We start from the raw sequence: 17,925 nt of genomic DNA, 5'->3' as shown, positions 1-17,925 counted from the left end.
TGACATCCTCCGCGCCGTGAACGGCGCGGTTTCCCAAGCGTTGGGATATTATGGTTCGCGGGACGCCCACTCTTGTGGGGCGACTTGCCCCGTGGATTTGTCGAACAGGCGCACCGCTGGCTGTGCCATCCAGCCGTTATCCCTATCTCCCCCGTCACAGACGAGATTCGGGAGTACCTTCTGTCGGATGTTCTCGGCTCCGTTCACGTCGGCGTTGGCGACCACCCCGCACTCGTCGCAGACGTACAGCCCACGTTCGACGCGCTGGCTGTCGTCGGTCGTCCCACAGGATGCACACGATTTGGACGTGCCGCGCTCGTCCACGCGCTCGACGCTGATGCCGCGCTCGGCGGCTTTGTATTCCAGCATCTCGAGGAAGCGGTCGAACGCCCATCCGTGCAGGTCCAGATTGCCGTGGTCGCCCCAATCGGCGTCCTCGCGGATACCAGAGAGGTCGCCCACGGCAATCGTCCCGACGTTGCGGGCCGCACACTCAGCTACCACATCCTTCGAGACGGCGTGCAAGAAGTGGTCACGCCGCCCCCGGCGCTTCCGGTCTAGTCGTTGCGCTTTGTGGGAGTCGCTGTCGTCGCACGTCGCTCGCTCCTTCTGGAAGTAGTAGTCGTCCTCTTTGAGTGCGCCGCCGGGGTACAGCAGGGCCTTGTCTCCGACCGCGACGGCGGCAAAGTTGCAGATGCCGAGGTCGATACCTGCCACCCGGTCGCCGGGAGGGTCCGGATCGCCAGTGTCGACGCGACAGACGATGTGCAGCTCCCACTCCTTACCGGTCCAGACCGCTCGGACCTGCTGGACGTGCTGTACGTCCACATCCGGGCCGGTGGCGTACTCGCAGAGAACGAAGTCCGACCACGACTTTTTGAGATTCGCTCCTTTCGAGAGTCGAATCCTGTTGTGGTCGGGGTCGTGTTTGAAACCGTCCTCTTTGAATGTGACCGTCGAGCGGGGATGCTCATCGCCCTGCTTGCGGTAGCCGGGTGGGTTCGCGTCCCCGTTGCCCTTTTGACGGTGGGCGTACCACAAGTCGAACGCTTCAGCCAATTCTTCGAGAATTGCCTGACTGGATTGAGCGTTCAAATCCGCGTAGCGTTCGTGACTCTTGAGGTACGCTTTGAGCGTCCCGTGGTCTGGAATCGTGCCGGTTTCACTCCAGATACAGTCGCAGGTCCACCGGGCGACGTTCCAGAATTTCGAGGCGGCGAACCCAAGCGAATTGAGGTCGTCGCGCACCTGCTGGTGGTTGCGAATGGACGCAACGTAGGTGCGCGTGACCAGATTCGCCATACATAGCATGTGGCGGAGTGGCTACATAATGGCGTGCCAACCGGAGTGAAAGTAGAATATCCGGCCCGACAGACCCGCGTGGACTGTGGCACCGGGCTTACGCGATTCACGCCCGGCGTGAACGCCGGGATTCTCTCGCTGTTAGAAGATAGATAGTAAGGCCAATACTTAGACGTTGACAATATTGATCAGGTATATCTATTGGGTTCAGAATTATATTCTTCCTCAATAATAATCGAACCGGATACCTCTCAAACTGGTATCCAGCGAAGCGTCAGAGGCACACCCACCCCACCCCCCACCCCCGTTTAATTAAATATAACACGCGTTTTGAGTTCGTTCTACTTTCTATAGACTGATGCCCTACACCAGTCAGTCCTGTCGGACTACGTTTCGACGGATCACCCAACGACAATATAGTGAGTGGCCGGCGTACAATTCGACACTACTGTACGATCGAACGTCGCTCGCTGGACTGGAATCTGATATCCGGACAGTCTCAGAGACGTGGTTCGATCACGATAGTCACGACTCTATCGAGGAGTTCGTCTGTGCACTCCCGCTAGCCTACTTTCGATTTAGCGCCCATGATCAGTATGCGGGGTCGACACGCTACCAGATGGCCACTCTCTTCCGGGTGTTCGTCCTGCAAGAATGCCACGGGTGGGAGCACGAAACCGCACTCGTTGGCTACCTCAGGAACCGCCCTGAACTCCGCGATAAACTGGGGTTCGAGACGATCCCGTACCAATCGACACTGTGGCGAAGTTGGCACGAGCGGTTCACCCCTGACCTCCGAGAGACTGTCGAGACAGCGGCTCGAACGATTCTCATCGAAGCCCAGAATGCGGGTGTCGAGACTCCGCGTGAACCGGCACGAAAGCTCCGATACCACGGGAACGAGTCTGGTGAGTCAGACCCGAATGATCAAACTACGTTGGAGCAGGCAGAGAAGATCACCGGACACGTCAGCCGCATCGTGTTCCCGGCGTTTTCGCTGGAACGTGGCGAGGGCTGTGAGATACACGAGAACGCCTACTGGGACTTACAGACGTATCTCGGACTTCGCGAGCGGCTGGCTGCGAACGAAGGGGCTCGCAGTTTTATCTACGAATCGACTCGGGATCGGACACCGCTGGGCCACGCCCATCGCGAGCACATCCGCGACCTCTCGATTGAACAGGTTCGAGCGATGTACCGGCAGGCCGTCACTCGGTTCCTGAACGAAGTTGCCGGGACAGAGCAGTTCTTTCGAGCGGGGATCGTCGCGATCGACATTACCGAAGCTGACCCGTTCACGGGCGATAGAACGGGCCACGAAGACGAAATTATCGGCACCAAGGAGACAACTGACGAGTACGCCTATCAGTGGGCGACAGTCCAGTTAGTCGGCAACGCCGTCCCGATCGTCCTTGATGCGCGGCCAGTTCAGAAGGGTAAGTCCCGCTTAGAAATCGTCAAGGACCTCTTGAATTCTGCTGAGGAGATGGTTCACGTCGATAACGTGCTGATGGACCGAGAGTTCGATAGCCAGCACGTCCTGGAGATGCTCAGCCAACGTGGGCTTTCATACGTCGTGCCGAAGCGAATGCAGACCAGCGAGAAAGCCCAGGCCAAGCGATTGCTCCAGCGCGACCAAGACCGCTACGAGACCGACCGGAAGCTCCATCTCGGAAAGAATGAGTGGCACGAGACGACGCTGATCTACCGCCGGAAAGAGGACTCCGAGCACGACGATCATCGGCAGTACTCGGCGTTCATGACGAACCGGGGGAGCGGACACCTCACGGAGTACGGCTACCGGTGGGAAATCGAGAGTGGCTATCGATCAATAAAGCGGTTCATGGCGGCGACGACGTCGACGGCTGCTGTTAGCGGAGGTCATAGGGGCCGTTCCGGCTGACGGCCCTGCCAATTGTCACTCCGCGGACGGAGTTTGCGACAGGAGTTCGTCGAACAGCGAGACGACACGTTCTTCGATCTCGTCACGGATCTCCCGAACCTGCTCGATCGGACGCTCGTGGGGATCGTCGAGCCCCCAATCGCGATTCTCGCCGTTCCACGTCGCCGGGCATACGTCCGATGCCGAACACCCCATCGTGACGACGATATCGACCGCCTGTAGCTCGTCTGGCGTCACCTCTCGCGGCGTTCGGTCGCTGAGATCGATGTCTCGCTCTCTCATTGCTTCGACGACGATCCCGTGGACGTGGTCTGCGGGCTGTGTGCCACCGGTAACGATCGTAATCTGATCGCCCACACCGCGACGGTCGCGCTCGCGCTCGGCGAACGCTGCCGCCATTTGGCTCCGTCCTGCGTTTTGGACGCACACGAACGCGATCTGGTGGTCCGTCCGCTCATCGGATTCAGTCACACCTCCACAAGCGAGTGGGATCGGTATAGCTGTTACTTCAGGCACAGCGGCTCTTGATAGGCTATCTGAGAAGTACTCTCAGACCTGTTTTGAGCTATTGAGACATATATACATCACATATAAGTGCTCAAGTCGACGGCATCGATTCTGCTGTTTGTGAGTGATGAGTTGCCGGTTACTCTAGGATTCGTTTGTGTACAAAATGCTGGTCGCAGTCAGATGGCAACAGCGTTCGCCGAACGCGAGCGTGACCGTCGTGGACTCGAAGACAGTGTTGAGATCATTACCGGTGGCACTCACCCCGCCGATAGCGTCCACGATGAGGTCGTGGCGGTCATGCAAGACCACGAGATCGATCTCTCGGATCGAGTCCCCCGAGAAGTCTCAACGACTGAGCTCGAATCATGTGACGTCGTCGCCACAATGGGCTGTTCGACACTCGAACTCGATGCTGAAGAGATAGATGTTCGCGACTGGGCGCTAACGGACCCTGATGGCCAAGATCTCGATCAGGTCCGTGAGATCCGAAACGATATCGAACAGCGGGTTACAGACTTGTTCGACGAAGTTCACGCGAACGGTTCGCAGTGAAACAAGCGCCTGCTGGAGCGGTACTCGAATGACGGACTGTTATTGATTTAGCGAGGTTTTAATCAAGCTTTTGGCGGGAAAAAAGGACGCATGAGATCTATCCTCTGAAGTTATCGGCTGGAGTGTTGTTACTCCCCTGTAATGGACTGACAGTCTGCTTCGAGTCGAATCTCGGGTGTCCCGTCTTCAGCGCTTTCAATATACACCTCGACACCTGCCTCATTCGCGCCATCCCACGGGAGTTCTGCCCGCTCAAAATCCGGCCAGTCACGCTCAAATCGAATTTTATCCACAGTTATGACAATATTTTTGAGATCTGTCAATGCTGGAAATGTTACATTTTCGTCCGCTTCGTTGCTATCTGAAAGCGCGTATTCGTTCTCAAAGACTGTCGTTCCATCTTGATCTGTAATCGTGATAGTAACGTTGTAGGTCTCGTCACGGTCGCCGAGATACATTTTTACTCAATGAGAGCCAGACTCTCTCCCACTCAAATTCACTGTAGTACAGCCGCTGGCGGCGAGCAGGGCGGCGCTCGAACCCCCAAGAAACGCACGTCGATTCAGGGAGGGCATTCAACTGATCACATACAATCCGTCGTTTATCAAACCCCATATGAATTCCATATTAATAGTACTCAATAGATCAATATATAATATCATCTAATCTAAAATAATCTGGGTATGTTTCAGCATTTGCTGAGTCACCACGTATTATTATTCGATACTCATAGGATATTCGTGTGCCCGAAGATACCACGGCGAGTGGGCAGCGGCGACGGACCTTTCTGAAAACTGCCGGCGGTGTCGCAACCGTCGGAATCGCAGGATGCTCCGGCAACGAATCGAACGCAGCGGATGGAACGGGAGAGACAAACAATAGCAACGAGAGCGCAGGTGGCTCAAGCGACGAGTTCAGTGGTGACACGCTATCCCTGTCGATCCCGGAAGCCGCAAACTTCGATCCGGTACAGATCAAAGGTGACGGGTCGCAAGTGGTCTCTGACCATGTATTCAGCGAGCTGTTAACGCTGCCGTCGGACGGCTTAGAACCAACAGCGCAATTGGTCTCTGACTACTCCGTCTCGGAGGACGGTCAAACGTACACGTTCACGCTGCGTGAAGGTGTTACGTTCCACAACGGCGACGAACTCACGGCCGACGACGTGGTGTACTCGTGGGAGCGGCTCGCTGCCTCCGAGAACAGTCAGGAAGGTGAGACTATTCTTGAAGGCAGTTTCCGGATCGCTCACGAAACGATGACCGAGACCGTCGACGGTGAAGAGCAAGAGGTGTACCAGCCGGGAAGCCTCGCGGTCGAGGCCGTCGACGATTATACGCTCGAGGTGACACTCGAGCAGGCGTTCTTCGACGCGTTGTTCTGGTTCGCGTACGGCTCCCTGAGTCCGGTTCCGGAAGGGATAGTTGGCGACATCGAGGGGTACGATGGCAACATGGAGTACTCCGAATTTTCCTCGCAGTCGCCGGTCGGAACCGGTCCCTTCCAAGCGGAGTCTGTTGAGACTGGAACGGAAGTCGTTCTGTCGGCGGCAGACGACTACTACGGCGACGAGCCTGGCCCAGACCGGATCGCCATGCAAGTCGTCCAAAATTCCGATGCGATTCACCAGCGAGCGATGAACCGAAGCGTTCAGGTCTTCCGCCTGCCGAACTCTCGGTTCGACCCGGGGAAGGTGTCGATTGAGGAGACGCGGAATCTCGGCCAAGAGGTCGGGACCTACGGGCCGCTCGAGAATGGTGAAACGGTAAACTACTCGACCTGGGACGAAGCATACACCGCGTACTTTATTTTTGACTGCTCGCGCGTCGAGAAGCCGGTCCGGCAGGCGCTTAATTACGCGGTTAATCAAGAGAACTTCGTTGAGCAGGGGTTCAGAGGTGTCGGCGAGCCGGCATACCACCAGGCGCCGCCATCTGTATACCCAGGCGGGAAGGAGGCGTACGATCGACACGCAGAAGAGAACTTCCCGTACGGCTACCGTGAGGCACAGGTCGACGAGGCCCGGAGCGTCATGGAGGACGCGGGCTACGGCGAGAACAACCGAGCGTCAATCACCCTGACGTTGTACAACGACCGCAACCCGGACGCGTACTCTCGAATCGCGGACCTGATCCGGTCGAAGGCACAGGCGGTGTACGTTGATCTGTCAATCGAGCGCGCGCCGTTCAACACGATCATTGACGAGGCGGTCAGCGGGAATCTTGACATGTACACGCTCGGAAACGGTCTTGAGTACCCTTCGCCGGCAGACATGCTAAAGTTCGGCCGCCCATACGAGGGGAATCTCGTCCGATGGCGCGAAGATCCGTCCGATGCTTCAGAGCGGGCGGCGGCGGCCTGGGAGGAAATCCAAAGCAACCTTGGCCCGACCGACGCCGAAGAGGAGGCCCGCAGCGAGGCGTTTATCCAGATGGAAGAGGCTATCTGGGAGGACGCGATTTACCTGACGAACTACCATCCCCGCGGGCGGCAGTGGTGGTACGACTCGGTGGACGCGCCTATCCAGCCAAGTGGGTTCCACGACCGCCTCTACAACGACGTCACGTTCGAATGACGGCGCCGTGGCAGCCAGCGGGAACGGGATCGCCGCAGTTGGGTACCTCCCAAGATCGCCGGCAGGTATGAATCGCCTGATCTACCTGTTCCGCCGGTTGTTGATGTCGATCCCGGTCGTGTGGCTGGGCGTCACTGCGACGTTTCTGATCATTCGGGTTGGCCCGCTAAACCCGGCTGCGGCTATTGTCGGGCCAGTGAACAGCGCACAGGCACAAGAACGGCTCGACCGCATTGAGGAACAGCTTGGGCTAAACGATCCAATACACATCCAGTACGGCGAGTATCTCGTTGATCTCGTCACCTTCGACCTCGGACAGTCATGGGTGTTGTATCCCGGGCAGGACACTGTCGCGCTGCTGGCACAGTTCGGCCCCCGAACCATCTGGCTGGGTCTGTGGGCAGTGTTGATTCCGATCTTCATCGGCATTCCCCTGGGAATATACGCCGGACTGAACGTCAACACGAATCGCGACTATCTAGCCTCTATCACGGGTATTGTGTGGCGTGCGATGCCAAACTTCTGGCTGGCGGTGATCCTGTTGGCACTGCTGTCACGTACCGACGCGCTCTTTTTCGGCAGCGGCTGGGAGTCGTTTATCATTAAGACCGATCTGATCGGCGCCCCGGATCTGTCCGCGCTGGGGACGCCCGAGGGGTTCATTATCGCCACGAAGCAGATTCTTCCCGCGGCATTCGTCCTTGGTTCCGCCTCGATGGGAAACGAACTACGGCTCTCGCGGACGGCCGTCCTCGAGATTATTAACGAGGACTTCATCGATACGGCACGAGCCGTCGGTGTCTCGCGCTGGCGGCTGATCGGCAAGCACGTGCTTCGAAACGCGCTGATTCCACTGATTCCCGTCGTCACGAGCGAGGCGTACCTGCTCGTTGGTGGCTCCGTCCTCGTCGAAGTTGTCTTCGGGATCAACGGGATCGGGACGCTGTTTTTCGACGCCATGACGAGCGGTGACCTTCCGCTGGCCGGCTCACTCATGTTCGTCTTCATCCTGCTGACCGTCTCGATCAACATCGCACAGGACCTGCTATACACCCTCATCGACCCGCGAATCGGGTACGCTGAACGACGATGACAGACACATCATCTCCGTCCGACGCGAACGTGACCGTCCGAACCAGACTCGACCGGATTCCGACTTCAGCGACCCGTGCGTGGCTTGCGGGCGCGGTGTTGCTGATACTCCCCGAGGTGGGGGCGCTCATTCAGTTCGCGGCGAGTGCGCTTCCGCTCGGGGAGACCGCCGTCGCGGCCGCTGACCGTATCCCAGTCCTGTTGAGTCGGGAGAGGATCCCGAATCAAGGGACGCTCGTCCCCGGCGAGGGCTGGCAGGGAACGTTTCTCGGACTGTCACCCGCGAGGGCGTGGGGGCTGCGTGTCGGGCTGATATACCTCTACGGCGCCCTGTGTCTGTACTGGATCTGGCGCGGCTACCTGCTGTATCGCAACCGCTACCGGACGGCAAGCTGGACGCCGTTCGACGACGTCGTCAGTCGCTTCCGGGGCCATCGCTGGGGACAGTTCGGCCTTCTCGTCGTGTTGGCGTTCCTGATTCTCGCCGTCTTCGCGCCGGCACTTGGCCCGACGACGCTCGAGCAGAACGCCATCGACCCGTACAGTTACGAGCTCGACTACTACGACGACGACACCGGCGACATCGAAACGATCACTGTCGGGGCAGCGAACACGGACACGACCTCGCAGGGTATCGAGGGCCGGAACGTTGGCCCACTCACATACGACCAGTATGACCGCTTCCATCCGTTCGGGACGTTACCCTCCGGACAGGATCTCTTTACACAGGTCGCACTTGGAGCACGGGTATCGCTTTTTATCGGTCTTCTCGCGATTACGATAAGTGGTGTCGTTGCCACTAGCTTAGCCCTGATCAGCGCTTACTACGGCGGGCTCGTCGACTTAGCGATCGTCCTAGTGAGCGACGCGACGCAGTCGCTACCCCAGCTGCTTGTCGTGATTCTCTTATCAGTGGTACTCTCACAGACGTGGCTCGCCGGGCTGTATAGTGGGGGAGTGCTGTTGGCGCTCATCTTTGCTCTGACGGGTTGGCCGTCGCTGTGGCGCGCCGTTCGGGGACCGGCGCTTCAGGTCTCCGAGCGGACATGGGTCGATGCTGCCGACAGTTACGGACTGGCCCCGAAGACGACGATGCGTCGCCACATTCTCCCGTACATCGTCGGCTACCTAATGGTGTACGCGTCGATGAGTCTCGGCGGTATCATCATCGGCGTTTCCGGGCTCTCGTTCCTCGGGCTCGGAATCTCGTCCCCGACGCCGGAGTGGGGCCGGCTCGTCGACGTCGGACAGCCCCTGCTGACGACGATGTCGTGGCATATCGCCGTCCTTCCGGGGACGCTGATCGTCATCGTCGTGACCGGATTCAATGCGCTCGGGGACGGGGTTCGGGACGCGATCGACGCCGAGACCGACCTGAGCAGCGAAGAAGAGACGAGTGCGGCGGCCAGCGGTGCCGGAGGATAACAGATGTCGGCAGACACTCCACCTACGGCGGCGTGGAATCGCCTTCGAGAGACGGTTGCGACGGTGGCGGCAGATCACCGCGCGGCCGGACGCACGGTCGTTGAAGCGTACGCGGACCACGGGACGGTGAGGGCGTCCGACGACGGGCCCCTCACGTTCGTCTTCACGGTCTCCGGCGAGACGGCGACCGCGCTCAGCGAGCAGACGACCGCGAGCGCGATCCGTCGGACCGACGTCCAGTACGTCGACACCGGTGGCTACCGGTTGTACCTGCTAGAGGTCCACCAGCCGGACGATGATGTCGTCACACTGGTGGCGGGCGGGATCCGACAGCAGTCGCTCGAGGCGTATGCGAACACATCGGGGCCGGCACGAACGAGGGTCCGGTCGATCTCTGACGTGGTCGCACTAGAGTTAGCACACGATGACCGAGCGCCATTCCTCGCGGGGGTCGAATGACCGCGAACGAATCTGTGGTCCCGCGTCAGGGATCGGCGACCGCCTCTGAACGGCGGTCGGACGCGCTCCTCAAGGTCCGAGACCTCCGGACGGTGTTTCGAACCGGCAAGGAGACGATCCACGCGGTCGACGGGATCTCGTTCGACGTCCACGCGGGCGAGACCGTCGGTCTCGTCGGCGAGTCCGGCTCCGGAAAATCGGTCACGGCGCGCTCGATCCTGGGATTGATCGACCGACCGGGAGCCATCGAGGGCGGCGAAGTCCGGTTCAACGGAGTCGACCTCGTCGAGGCCGGGTGGGACGGCCACCGCGGTGACATCGCCATCGTGTTCCAGGACCCGCTGAACTCGATCAACCCAGTGTACACGGTCGGTAACCAAATCCGCGAGGCACTCCGCATCCATCAGGGCCTGACGGGTGAGGCAGCCCGGTCAAAAGCGATTGAACTGTTAGAGGACGTGGGAATTCCGGACGCCCCCCGGCGGCTCGGCGAGTACCCTCATCAGTTCTCAGGTGGGATGCAACAGCGTGCGATCATCGCCATCGCGCTCGCCTGTGACCCGGACCTGCTCGTGTGTGACGAGCCGACGACCGCGCTCGACGTGACGATCCAAGCGCAGATACTGGAGCTGCTCGATGACCTCCAAGAACGGGAAGACCTCGCGATCCTGTTCATTACCCACGATATGGGCGTCATCGAAGAGACCGCCGATCGGGTTAACGCCATTTACGCGGGCGAAATTGTCGAGCGTGCGCCAACGGCAGAGCTCTTCGAGCGACCCGAACACCCATACACGCGTGCCCTCCTCGAGAGCGTCCCCGGACGGAGCGACGCGGACGACACGCTACCGACAATCGACGGCGAGGTTCCGACGCCGGCGAAGCCAGCCGATAGCTGCCGATTCGCCCCACGGTGTCCGGCAGCCACAGAGGCCTGTACAACGACTCACCCCGAACAACTTCCAGTCGGAGGCTCTACCGATCACACCTCGGCTTGTCTGATCCACGATGCTTCCCATCCGGAGGTGACACGAGAGACCTCCCCAGACACCCAGAGACAAAACACGGGAACGTCCTCGACTGCGGGCCGAGCCGACGGGTCTTCCACGGAGGCCACTGAGCCGGCAGATACCGAAGTACGCGCCGACTCGTCCGCGGAGATGTCCGGCGGAAGCTCCCCTGAGACCGGAGAATCATTCGTCTCAGTCAAGGATCTGCGGACGTACTATGAGAGCGGCTCGCCGCTCGATAGGTCGCCGCCGGTGAAGGCCGTCGACGGCGTGTCGTTTGATATCCATCGGGGAGAGATACTCGGACTTGTTGGTGAATCGGGCTGCGGTAAGACGACACTCGGTCGAACGCTCGCCGGGCTTGAGGCCGCGACAGACGGATCGGTCATGGCCAACGGGCGGGACGTCACAGACCTTTCTGGCGGCGACCTTCGCGAGTGGCAACGCGAGGTCGGCGTCGTGTTCCAAGACCCCGAAGAAAGCCTCAACGACCGGATGACGGTCGGGCAAATAATCAAAGAGCCACTTGAGGCCCACAACTGGGGGACCTCAGACGAGCGCGACGAGCGGGTTTTCGAGTTGCTCGATCGGGTCGGCCTGCTTGAAGAACACTTCTACCGCTACCCGCACCAGTTCTCCGGTGGGCAGCGTCAGCGTATCGGTATCGCTCGCGCGCTGGCCTTAGAACCGGAGTTTCTTGTGTTAGACGAGCCGGTCAGTGCCCTCGATGTCTCCGTCCAAGCACGAGTGATAAATCTGCTTGAGGAACTACGAGAAGCGCTCGACATTACGCTGCTTTTTATCGCGCACGACCTCTCAGTGGTGCGGAAAATAACTGATCGCGTTGCGGTGATGTATCTCGGAAACATTCTTGAGATTGGCCCGACTGAAGAGGTGTTCAATTCTCCGGCGAACCCGTACACGCTATCGCTGCTGTCGGCGATTCCGGGTTCGTCAACACCGGCTCCAGACGACCTCGACCGCGTCACGCTACGCGGGTCGCCGCCAAACCCTCGGTATCCACCCGATGCCTGTCCGTTTGCGACCCGGTGTCCAGTCCGAATTCGACCGCCCGAGTGGGACTCGCTCTCGCCGGACGCGTGGGAGGCTCTCGAGACGTTCCAAGAAGTGTTACGCCAGCGTGAGCGTTCCGACTCATCGCTCCTTCGGACGGCCAAACGCCGGCTGGGGCTGATCGATGACAAGCAAAGCCCGCAGAGTGTCGCTGCCGACGTCTTCGCGGATGTGGAGCTCTCATCGGACGCCGCGGAGATCGTCGATGAGGCGACGCAGCGGGCCGAGTCCTCACCATCGGCTGCGGTTGAGCTGCTCGCTGCGGAGTTCGGCTCAGTCTGTGAGACCGATACGGTCGAATCATATTCGATCGGAGAGAACGGGCGCGAGAGTCGCTGCCACCGTCACCTGGCAGAACACACGGACGCGGACACCGAACTCCGCTGATGTTAAGCCTGGCTAGGAACTTTGAGGGGGGCAAGCGGAGAGTGGGGACAGATGAGTCCTACCGTCCAAGAGCTTCGAAATGCGATTCGCGTGGGGACAGGTCGCTTCGAACGGGATGTCAAGTCGTCGTTCACTAACGAAGAGCTCCGAGCAGTTTGTGAGACACTAGGAGTCCGTGTCAACGCGGCGGGCCGACCGTCGACGTCACGGCTGCGACGACTCATCCGAGCGCACGTCGGCATCGCAGAGTCGCTAGCGGCGGCCGACGATGCCACTTTCCGGAAAGCAGATCTCCAAGTATTTGCTGACCACGTCGGAGTATCGTTCGAGTCTTGACGTCTTCTCCCGGCTCTCTCCGGTCGCGTTAAGTTAGTACTCACCTAGCTGCTGTCATGCGATTTTCTGTAGTGTTCTGGAACGTTGTAGCGGATCGTGTTCTGAGGATCAACGAGAAGGAGAACTGAGAAGGCAGATCCAGTTTCTCCCGGAGTTACTACCTATCTTGAGTATGTAACTCGGCTTTCCAAAGCTCACGGGATACTCTTGCCGTCTTGCGTTTCTGCTTAACTTAACGCGACCGCTGCTTCTGCCCTACTATTTATGAATCGTGATTTTACGAACTAGTGGCAAAAACCCGTCAACTGGCTGAGTGTATATAAAATGGTTGATTTCCGATTTGATATTCTATGGGTGTACTGGTTTAGCTTCGCAACGCCTCTACCGGGCGTTCGTTTGCTGCCTTCCAGGCAGGGTACGCCCCACTGATAATTCCCACTCCAACTCCAAATCCTAGCGCCAACAGGAGATAGTAAGCGTTAGTCGGGTCGATAACCAGGCTGGCGTCAACCGCTGGGGTTGCGGCTACGAGCGCGGCGACGAGTATCACGGTCAGCACAGTCCCTGCTGCGGCGCCCGCGGCACCAATCAGGCCAGCCTCTGCTAACAACACACGCAACACGTCTCGGCGGGTCACACCCACAGCACGCATTACGCCAATCTCTTGTCTCCGCTCGACCGTACTCATCAGCATTACATTGAGGATCGAGACGCCGGCGACCACGAGCGAGATAGCACCGAGCCCGAGCAGGAACGTACTCAATAGGTCAAAGAAGCCATTAATCTCATCCACGATTGCTGCTAATTCGAATAGGTCGACTCGATCTTCACGAGCGTTCACCTCTCTGCGGATCGCGTCCGCAGCGGCCTGCGCCGTCTCACCGGATTCTGAAATAATAAGCGCTTGCGCGTAGCCGTCAGTGGCGAACGCCGACTCTGGGAGAAAGACGGCGTCATCGGGTGCAACCGGGCTGAATGTCTGTGTCTCAGCGAGCACGGCAACGACGCGCACTTGTGACCCTACGATCTCCACAGTATCGCCTGTCCCAATATTGAGATCAGTAGCAACACCCGCACCGATGATTGCGCCCTGCCGGTGACGGTCCGGGAGCTCCCCCTCAGCGGCTTCAAACGCGAGGGCTGGTTCCTCAACGCCATAGATTGTCGCAAAGGTCTGTGAGCTTGCGCCCGCAACAATCCCGTTGTCCGAATACAGTGGAACCACAGCCGGATCGCCGACCGCCGGGTCGTCAACGGCACGTCGGATCTCCGCTACATCAGTCGTCGAAAGTGACTCTACTCCGGTGTCCGAGTTTGGCGACACGACTACTTGTGTGCCAATATCACCGATAGCGTCGTTGGCGCCGAGCGCGAGCACATTTCCGAATATCCCTAGCGCGGCCACTGCCAGCACGCCGATACAAACGCCAAGCACCGCTAGTACCGTCCGTACGCGGTTCCGGCGGAGATTCCGGCCGGCCATTCCAACAGCGGGTCGCCAGCCCCGGAGCCAACTGGTAGCTCCGGCTTCAGTGTCGGTTCCGCTGGAAGTACTCTTGCTCATTGTTCTCCCGGTGCGAGCGGCGACTCGCTGTCCCGGCCTCCTAGGGTATCGTCTACTGAGGTCGCCTCATCGACATCCCCGCCTACCAGCACCCCGTCGGTGAGCTCAACGACTCGGTCCGCGTACTCCTCAACTAGCGGATCGTGTGTGACCGCGATGACAGCAACACCCTCCTCTTTTACCCGCCCGAACTCAGCGAGGATTGACTCGCCGGTGTCCGTGTCGAGGTTCCCCGTTGGCTCGTCAGCGAGTAACACTGCCGGGTCATTTATCAGCGACCTAGCGATAGCGACCCGTTGTTTCTGTCCACCAGACAGTTCTGATGGTTCGTGGTCAAGCCGGTCACCGAGCCCAAACCGTCTAAGCAGGTCCACAGCACGGTCGCTCGCGTCGCCTGAATCGAAGGCGGTTGGTAGCGCAACGTTCTCGACCGCGGTCAGCGCTGGCAGGAGGTGGAAGTCCTGAAAGACGAATCCGATCGATCCCTTGCGAGCTGTGGTGCGCTCGGCGACCGAGAGTTCAGTCACATCGGTACCGTTCAGCAGACGCCACCCCTCAGTCGGGTCGTCGAGGAGACCGAGTACGTTGAGCAGCGTTGATTTCCCAGAACCACTGGGGCCGACAACAGCAACGAACTCTCCAGGCTCAACCGCGAAGTTCACGTCGTCGAGTGCGACCACCGGTTCGGTCCCCCCGCCTGGGTACCGCTTGGTCGCACCCCTGAGTTCGACGCTATACATCGCGGCGACGGATTACACTCCCGGCAATTGCGACCCCAGTGCCGCCAACAACTCCGACAATACTGATTACTCCAAGTGTGCCAACAGTACCAGATTCTGACCCACTCTCGTCATCTGGCTCTGGAAGCGCCACTGTTGTGGTCTCGGTGTAGCGGACACCACGCTCGGTGTACTCGATCCGGATCGGAACCTCATCCGCTACAGAGGCATTCGCCACAGTTTGAAGGTCAAAAGCGACGAAATCGCCCGCGCTGACGGTTCCAATGAAGTATTTTTGCCCGACTGGGGTCGGTTCAACCCCATCTGTCCCAGTAACCGAAACGACAACCCCGTTCAATTCACCAGTACCCGCATTACCGAGGTTGGCATCAACAGTTACCTGACCATCATCAGTCGTCCGGATGGTCGCGTCGGTAACGCTCGGACTACCTTCGCGCGTTGGATACGTTACTGTCGACTCCGCGGTTCGGTCAGCACCGCGTTCGTTTCGCACGTCGGTATCAGCACGGAACGCCGCGGTAACCGTCACATCCAAACGCTCGTCAATCGGGCCAAGGTCGATAATTACCTGCCGCTCCTCACCGGGTGCGAGGTTCTCGACAACGAAGGGGCCGACTTTAGTTGTTGGATCAGCATCGTCACTCGCGGCATTTTCTCCCCTATCCCCTCTGACTGATGTGCCAACGGCAGTCAGGCTCACGCGGTCTGCGGTCGTCGTCCCGGTGTTAACGACCGTCACCGCTACCGGAGAGTCAACTGACTCGACGGACTCAGAGTCAGACTCGTCGGTCCCACCGGCTTGGAGGCCGCCGCCACCACCACCGAGAAGATCTCCGACACCACCAACATTTATTCCACCAGCATTTTGATCATCATCGTCGCTCTCGAGGTCTTCTGGTGCTAGCGCGCGGGTTCGGAGGTCAAGCGCAACCTCTACTGGCTGAACATCAACAATCACGTCGCGTGTCACCGTGACGGTCCCGCCGTTAGCCTCGCCACCTGTCGCTTCTTGATCCGCAACGACCTCGACAGTGAGTCGGTATTCCCCCGGCTCGTCGAACTCTGTCCACAGAGCGACATCAGTTGTGTCACCCGGAGAGAGTCCTCCGACCATGGTAGCCTCGTCACGTGGGTTGCCGTCCTCACCCGCATTATACAGCCGAACGCTCGTTATGTTGGCGGCTGCTGGACTTCCACCAGAGTTTGAGACAGTCACATTCAATAACGTTCGCTCATCGACTACCGGCTCACTTGAGCTGACATCGACCTCATCGATACCAATCCGAGCATCTGGCACTGCTGTGACCCCTCCTACAGCGCCTAGTAACGTCAACAGGACCAGTAGGGAAGCTATAATCCGTGGTGAATCCGCGTTCACTCTCGATAGAGGGTTGCGAGTCACGCATCCACCGTGGGATTAATCCCGTTAATGATCACCTGTGAAAAGAGTGCGGCCACCACCGCTTGTAGGGGCCCCACCTCTATGTCGAACGGCTGTGTTTCTTCGCTATGGACCACACTTGTATGACGCGCTGAACGGCTTTTAATATTGTGGAACAAGAACTATACTAGATGCTACAAACGAATCTAAAATACAAATTCGGGTATTTGAACGAAAAGAAAAGTACACAATTTCCTATATAAGGCAATACTATCTTGTGTGTAGCGTGTATACAATTGATGTGAATATCAGTACATCACAAAGCCGGTTAGTTGAGACGTCTGCTTGCTGAAGGTGTGTCTAATACCAGCGACGCCCCGCCGTGGGGGCGTCGCCTCTGGAAGTGGTCGTTCAAGGAGTTCATCAATATGATTCAACGGGCAGCGTGGACAGCCCTCGCGACGCGTCGGACCGTCCCCGCAAATCGACCACCAGACGATCGGTTTACTCGCTACTCTCCGACCGGGCTAGCCTTCGCCAGGAGTGGCGACGCTGTCACGTCGGCGGCAGTCGCCGCCGACAGCGACAGTTCTCCGTCGGTTCGTGTACGAATCTCTCGTCAGGGCCACCAGCACAACCGCTCCGCCGTGGAACTTAGGCTTCGGAAACAGCTAGCTGAGGATGCTTTGTGAGGTACTGAGACTACCAATAGCAGTCATTCACAGCCATTAGATCCGCTGAAGTCTTATTTTTCAAATGGTCTTGTATTAATAGAGCAAGATTAATACTTGTCGAGTCACACGAATATACTGTGTCTACACCGACTCAACAGGCGCCGACAGGGACTTCTGGAATGAACTCGCTATCAACGCTTGAGCAAGTCGTACTTATTCTGTTAGGCATCACAGCCGCAACACATCTGTATGCTGGTGTTATAGAGGGAGCGCCGCCAGTACTTCTTGCTGGTGTTGGCTTCATCGGGGGAATGCTCCTGTACGCACGAGGTGTCCGTCGCCATGGTCTTGCTATCGCCGCAATTCCGTATACAGCTGTCCAGATCCCATTGTGGTATATTGCCAAGGCGGGAAACTTCACCCTCGTTGGGTATGTCGATAAGATCGTTCAGATTGTACTTGTTGTGGCGCTTGTCGTTCTTGTCTTCCGGCAACGCGACGCATGAACCACTCAACCTGGTATTAAATTAGAGGATGAGGCGGACGACTTTGAGTGCCTATGCCAGAGTTCGACCGCCTCAGCGAACGTATTATGTGGGTTGACTTGTCGTTTGTGGAATGAGAACCAACTCTGCGGTGGGCGATTAGAGTAGGGATCTGCTGTCATTTGGCTGGTACAATCTGTCGCCGCAGTGACCGCTGCTAATACCCGCGCATTCTCTGAGGCGTTGTCCCTGAGTGAGACCCAACGGCGAACTGTCGTCGTCCGTGGATTTCACGTCCCAGATAGAGTACTCGATGTGGTGTCGCAGTCAATACTGTGTGACACCACTATACGACCTTGCTAGCGTGAGCCGCCGAAGTCGGACTCGGCATCCGCCGCTGCGACGTACGCATCACTGACGGGTGGTTCTCGCCACGTACGAAGCGTCCTGCGAGGC

At 58.6% G+C, this 17,925-nt stretch carries 13 protein-coding genes and 2 pseudogenes; 9 read left to right on the top strand and 6 right to left on the bottom strand.

Going from position 1 to position 17,925, the window contains the following annotated elements; translation table 11 throughout:
• Positions 1-48: 48 nt before the first annotated feature.
• Positions 49-1,302, bottom strand: coding sequence for an RNA-guided endonuclease InsQ/TnpB family protein (locus tag SD626R_RS02735; RefSeq protein WP_092563134.1), 1,254 nt, complete (start codon positions 1,300-1,302; stop codon positions 49-51).
• A gap of 358 nt (positions 1,303-1,660) precedes the next feature.
• Here SD626R_RS02735 and SD626R_RS02730 point away from each other — a divergent pair.
• A pseudogene (locus SD626R_RS02730) lies at positions 1,661-3,163 on the top strand (transposase); the annotation flags it as partial.
• Positions 3,164-3,220: 57 nt separating this feature from the next.
• On the opposite strand, the gene SD626R_RS02725 reads toward SD626R_RS02730, so the two are convergent.
• Positions 3,221-3,643: an arsenate-mycothiol transferase ArsC gene (locus tag SD626R_RS02725; RefSeq protein WP_394324693.1), complete on the bottom strand. Its 423-nt coding sequence runs from the start codon at positions 3,641-3,643 to the stop codon at positions 3,221-3,223.
• Positions 3,644-3,832: 189 nt separating this feature from the next.
• Between SD626R_RS02725 and SD626R_RS02720 the strand changes: the two genes are divergently transcribed.
• On the top strand, positions 3,833-4,267 hold the full coding sequence (locus SD626R_RS02720; protein WP_092563203.1) for a low molecular weight phosphatase family protein: 435 nt from the start codon (positions 3,833-3,835) through the stop codon (positions 4,265-4,267).
• Positions 4,268-4,395: 128 nt separating this feature from the next.
• Here the strand turns inward: SD626R_RS02720 and SD626R_RS02715 are convergent, their stop codons facing one another.
• Positions 4,396-4,725, bottom strand: coding sequence for a hypothetical protein (locus tag SD626R_RS02715; protein WP_092563128.1), 330 nt, complete (start codon positions 4,723-4,725; stop codon positions 4,396-4,398).
• Between the two features lie 284 nt (positions 4,726-5,009).
• Between SD626R_RS02715 and SD626R_RS02710 the strand changes: the two genes are divergently transcribed.
• The 5 genes from SD626R_RS02710 to SD626R_RS02690 all read left to right on the top strand — a co-directional run bounded on the left by SD626R_RS02710 (position 5,010) and on the right by SD626R_RS02690 (position 12,289).
• Positions 5,010-6,842: an ABC transporter substrate-binding protein gene (locus SD626R_RS02710; protein WP_158298354.1), complete on the top strand. Its 1,833-nt coding sequence runs from the start codon at positions 5,010-5,012 to the stop codon at positions 6,840-6,842.
• 67 nt (positions 6,843-6,909) lie between these two features.
• Complete coding sequence (locus SD626R_RS02705) at positions 6,910-7,935, top strand: ABC transporter permease (RefSeq protein WP_089308970.1); 1,026 nt, start codon at positions 6,910-6,912, stop codon at positions 7,933-7,935.
• Positions 7,932-9,359, top strand: a complete 1,428-nt coding sequence (locus SD626R_RS02700) for an ABC transporter permease (RefSeq protein ID WP_089308969.1) — start codon at positions 7,932-7,934, stop codon at positions 9,357-9,359. The genes SD626R_RS02705 and SD626R_RS02700 overlap by 4 nt, the downstream gene beginning before the upstream one ends.
• A gap of 3 nt (positions 9,360-9,362) precedes the next feature.
• Positions 9,363-9,818 (top strand): DUF7529 family protein, encoded by a 456-nt coding sequence (locus tag SD626R_RS02695; RefSeq protein WP_137782649.1) that lies wholly within the window; start codon positions 9,363-9,365, stop codon positions 9,816-9,818.
• A complete protein-coding gene (locus SD626R_RS02690; protein WP_092563123.1) occupies positions 9,815-12,289 on the top strand; it encodes a dipeptide ABC transporter ATP-binding protein in 2,475 nt (824 codons plus the stop codon). Before SD626R_RS02695 ends, SD626R_RS02690 begins: the two co-directional genes overlap by 4 nt.
• A 700-nt stretch (positions 12,290-12,989) precedes the next feature.
• Here SD626R_RS02690 and SD626R_RS02680 read toward each other — a convergent pair.
• From SD626R_RS02680 to SD626R_RS02670, 3 genes are read right to left on the bottom strand one after another with little or no spacing between them, the layout of a single operon-like run.
• Positions 12,990-14,189 (bottom strand): ABC transporter permease, encoded by a 1,200-nt coding sequence (locus tag SD626R_RS02680; protein ID WP_092563120.1) that lies wholly within the window; start codon positions 14,187-14,189, stop codon positions 12,990-12,992.
• Entirely contained in the window at positions 14,186-14,929 is a 744-nt protein-coding gene (locus tag SD626R_RS02675; protein ID WP_089308965.1) for an ABC transporter ATP-binding protein, read from the bottom strand. Before SD626R_RS02675 ends, SD626R_RS02680 begins: the two co-directional genes overlap by 4 nt.
• On the bottom strand, positions 14,922-16,262 hold the full coding sequence (locus SD626R_RS02670; protein ID WP_092563117.1) for a CARDB domain-containing protein: 1,341 nt from the start codon (positions 16,260-16,262) through the stop codon (positions 14,922-14,924). The genes SD626R_RS02675 and SD626R_RS02670 overlap by 8 nt, the downstream gene beginning before the upstream one ends.
• Positions 16,263-16,679: 417 nt before the next feature.
• Between SD626R_RS02670 and SD626R_RS16295 the strand changes: the two are divergent.
• A pseudogene (locus tag SD626R_RS16295) lies at positions 16,680-16,822 on the top strand (ISH3 family transposase); the annotation flags it as partial.
• A 299-nt stretch (positions 16,823-17,121) separates the two neighbouring features.
• Entirely contained in the window at positions 17,122-17,490 is a 369-nt protein-coding gene (locus tag SD626R_RS17110) for a hypothetical protein (protein WP_241897989.1), read from the top strand.
• Positions 17,491-17,925 lie beyond the last annotated feature (435 nt).

It is taken from the genome of Halorubrum sp. SD626R, assembly GCF_001261915.1.
Lineage (GTDB): Archaea > Halobacteriota > Halobacteria > Halobacteriales > Haloferacaceae > Halorubrum.
Note: the sequence above shows the minus strand (reverse complement) of the source record. Positions and strands in the feature narration are given on the sequence as shown.

Bases quoted from the DNA above. Each gene is read 5' to 3' on its own strand.
- SD626R_RS02735 (WP_092563134.1), bottom strand. From the start codon at position 1,302: ATGGCGAATCTGGTCACGCGCACCTACGTTGCGTCCATTCGCAACCAC.
- SD626R_RS02715 (WP_092563128.1), bottom strand. From the start codon at position 4,725: ATGTATCTCGGCGACCGTGACGAGACCTACAACGTTACTATCACGATT.
- SD626R_RS02705 (WP_089308970.1), top strand. From the start codon at position 6,910: ATGAATCGCCTGATCTACCTGTTCCGCCGGTTGTTGATGTCGATCCCG.
- SD626R_RS02700 (WP_089308969.1), top strand. From the start codon at position 7,932: ATGACAGACACATCATCTCCGTCCGACGCGAACGTGACCGTCCGAACC.
- SD626R_RS02695 (WP_137782649.1), top strand. From the start codon at position 9,363: ATGTCGGCAGACACTCCACCTACGGCGGCGTGGAATCGCCTTCGAGAG.
- SD626R_RS02690 (WP_092563123.1), top strand. From the start codon at position 9,815: ATGACCGCGAACGAATCTGTGGTCCCGCGTCAGGGATCGGCGACCGCC.
- SD626R_RS02680 (WP_092563120.1), bottom strand. From the start codon at position 14,189: ATGAGCAAGAGTACTTCCAGCGGAACCGACACTGAAGCCGGAGCTACC.
- SD626R_RS02675 (WP_089308965.1), bottom strand. From the start codon at position 14,929: ATGTATAGCGTCGAACTCAGGGGTGCGACCAAGCGGTACCCAGGCGGG.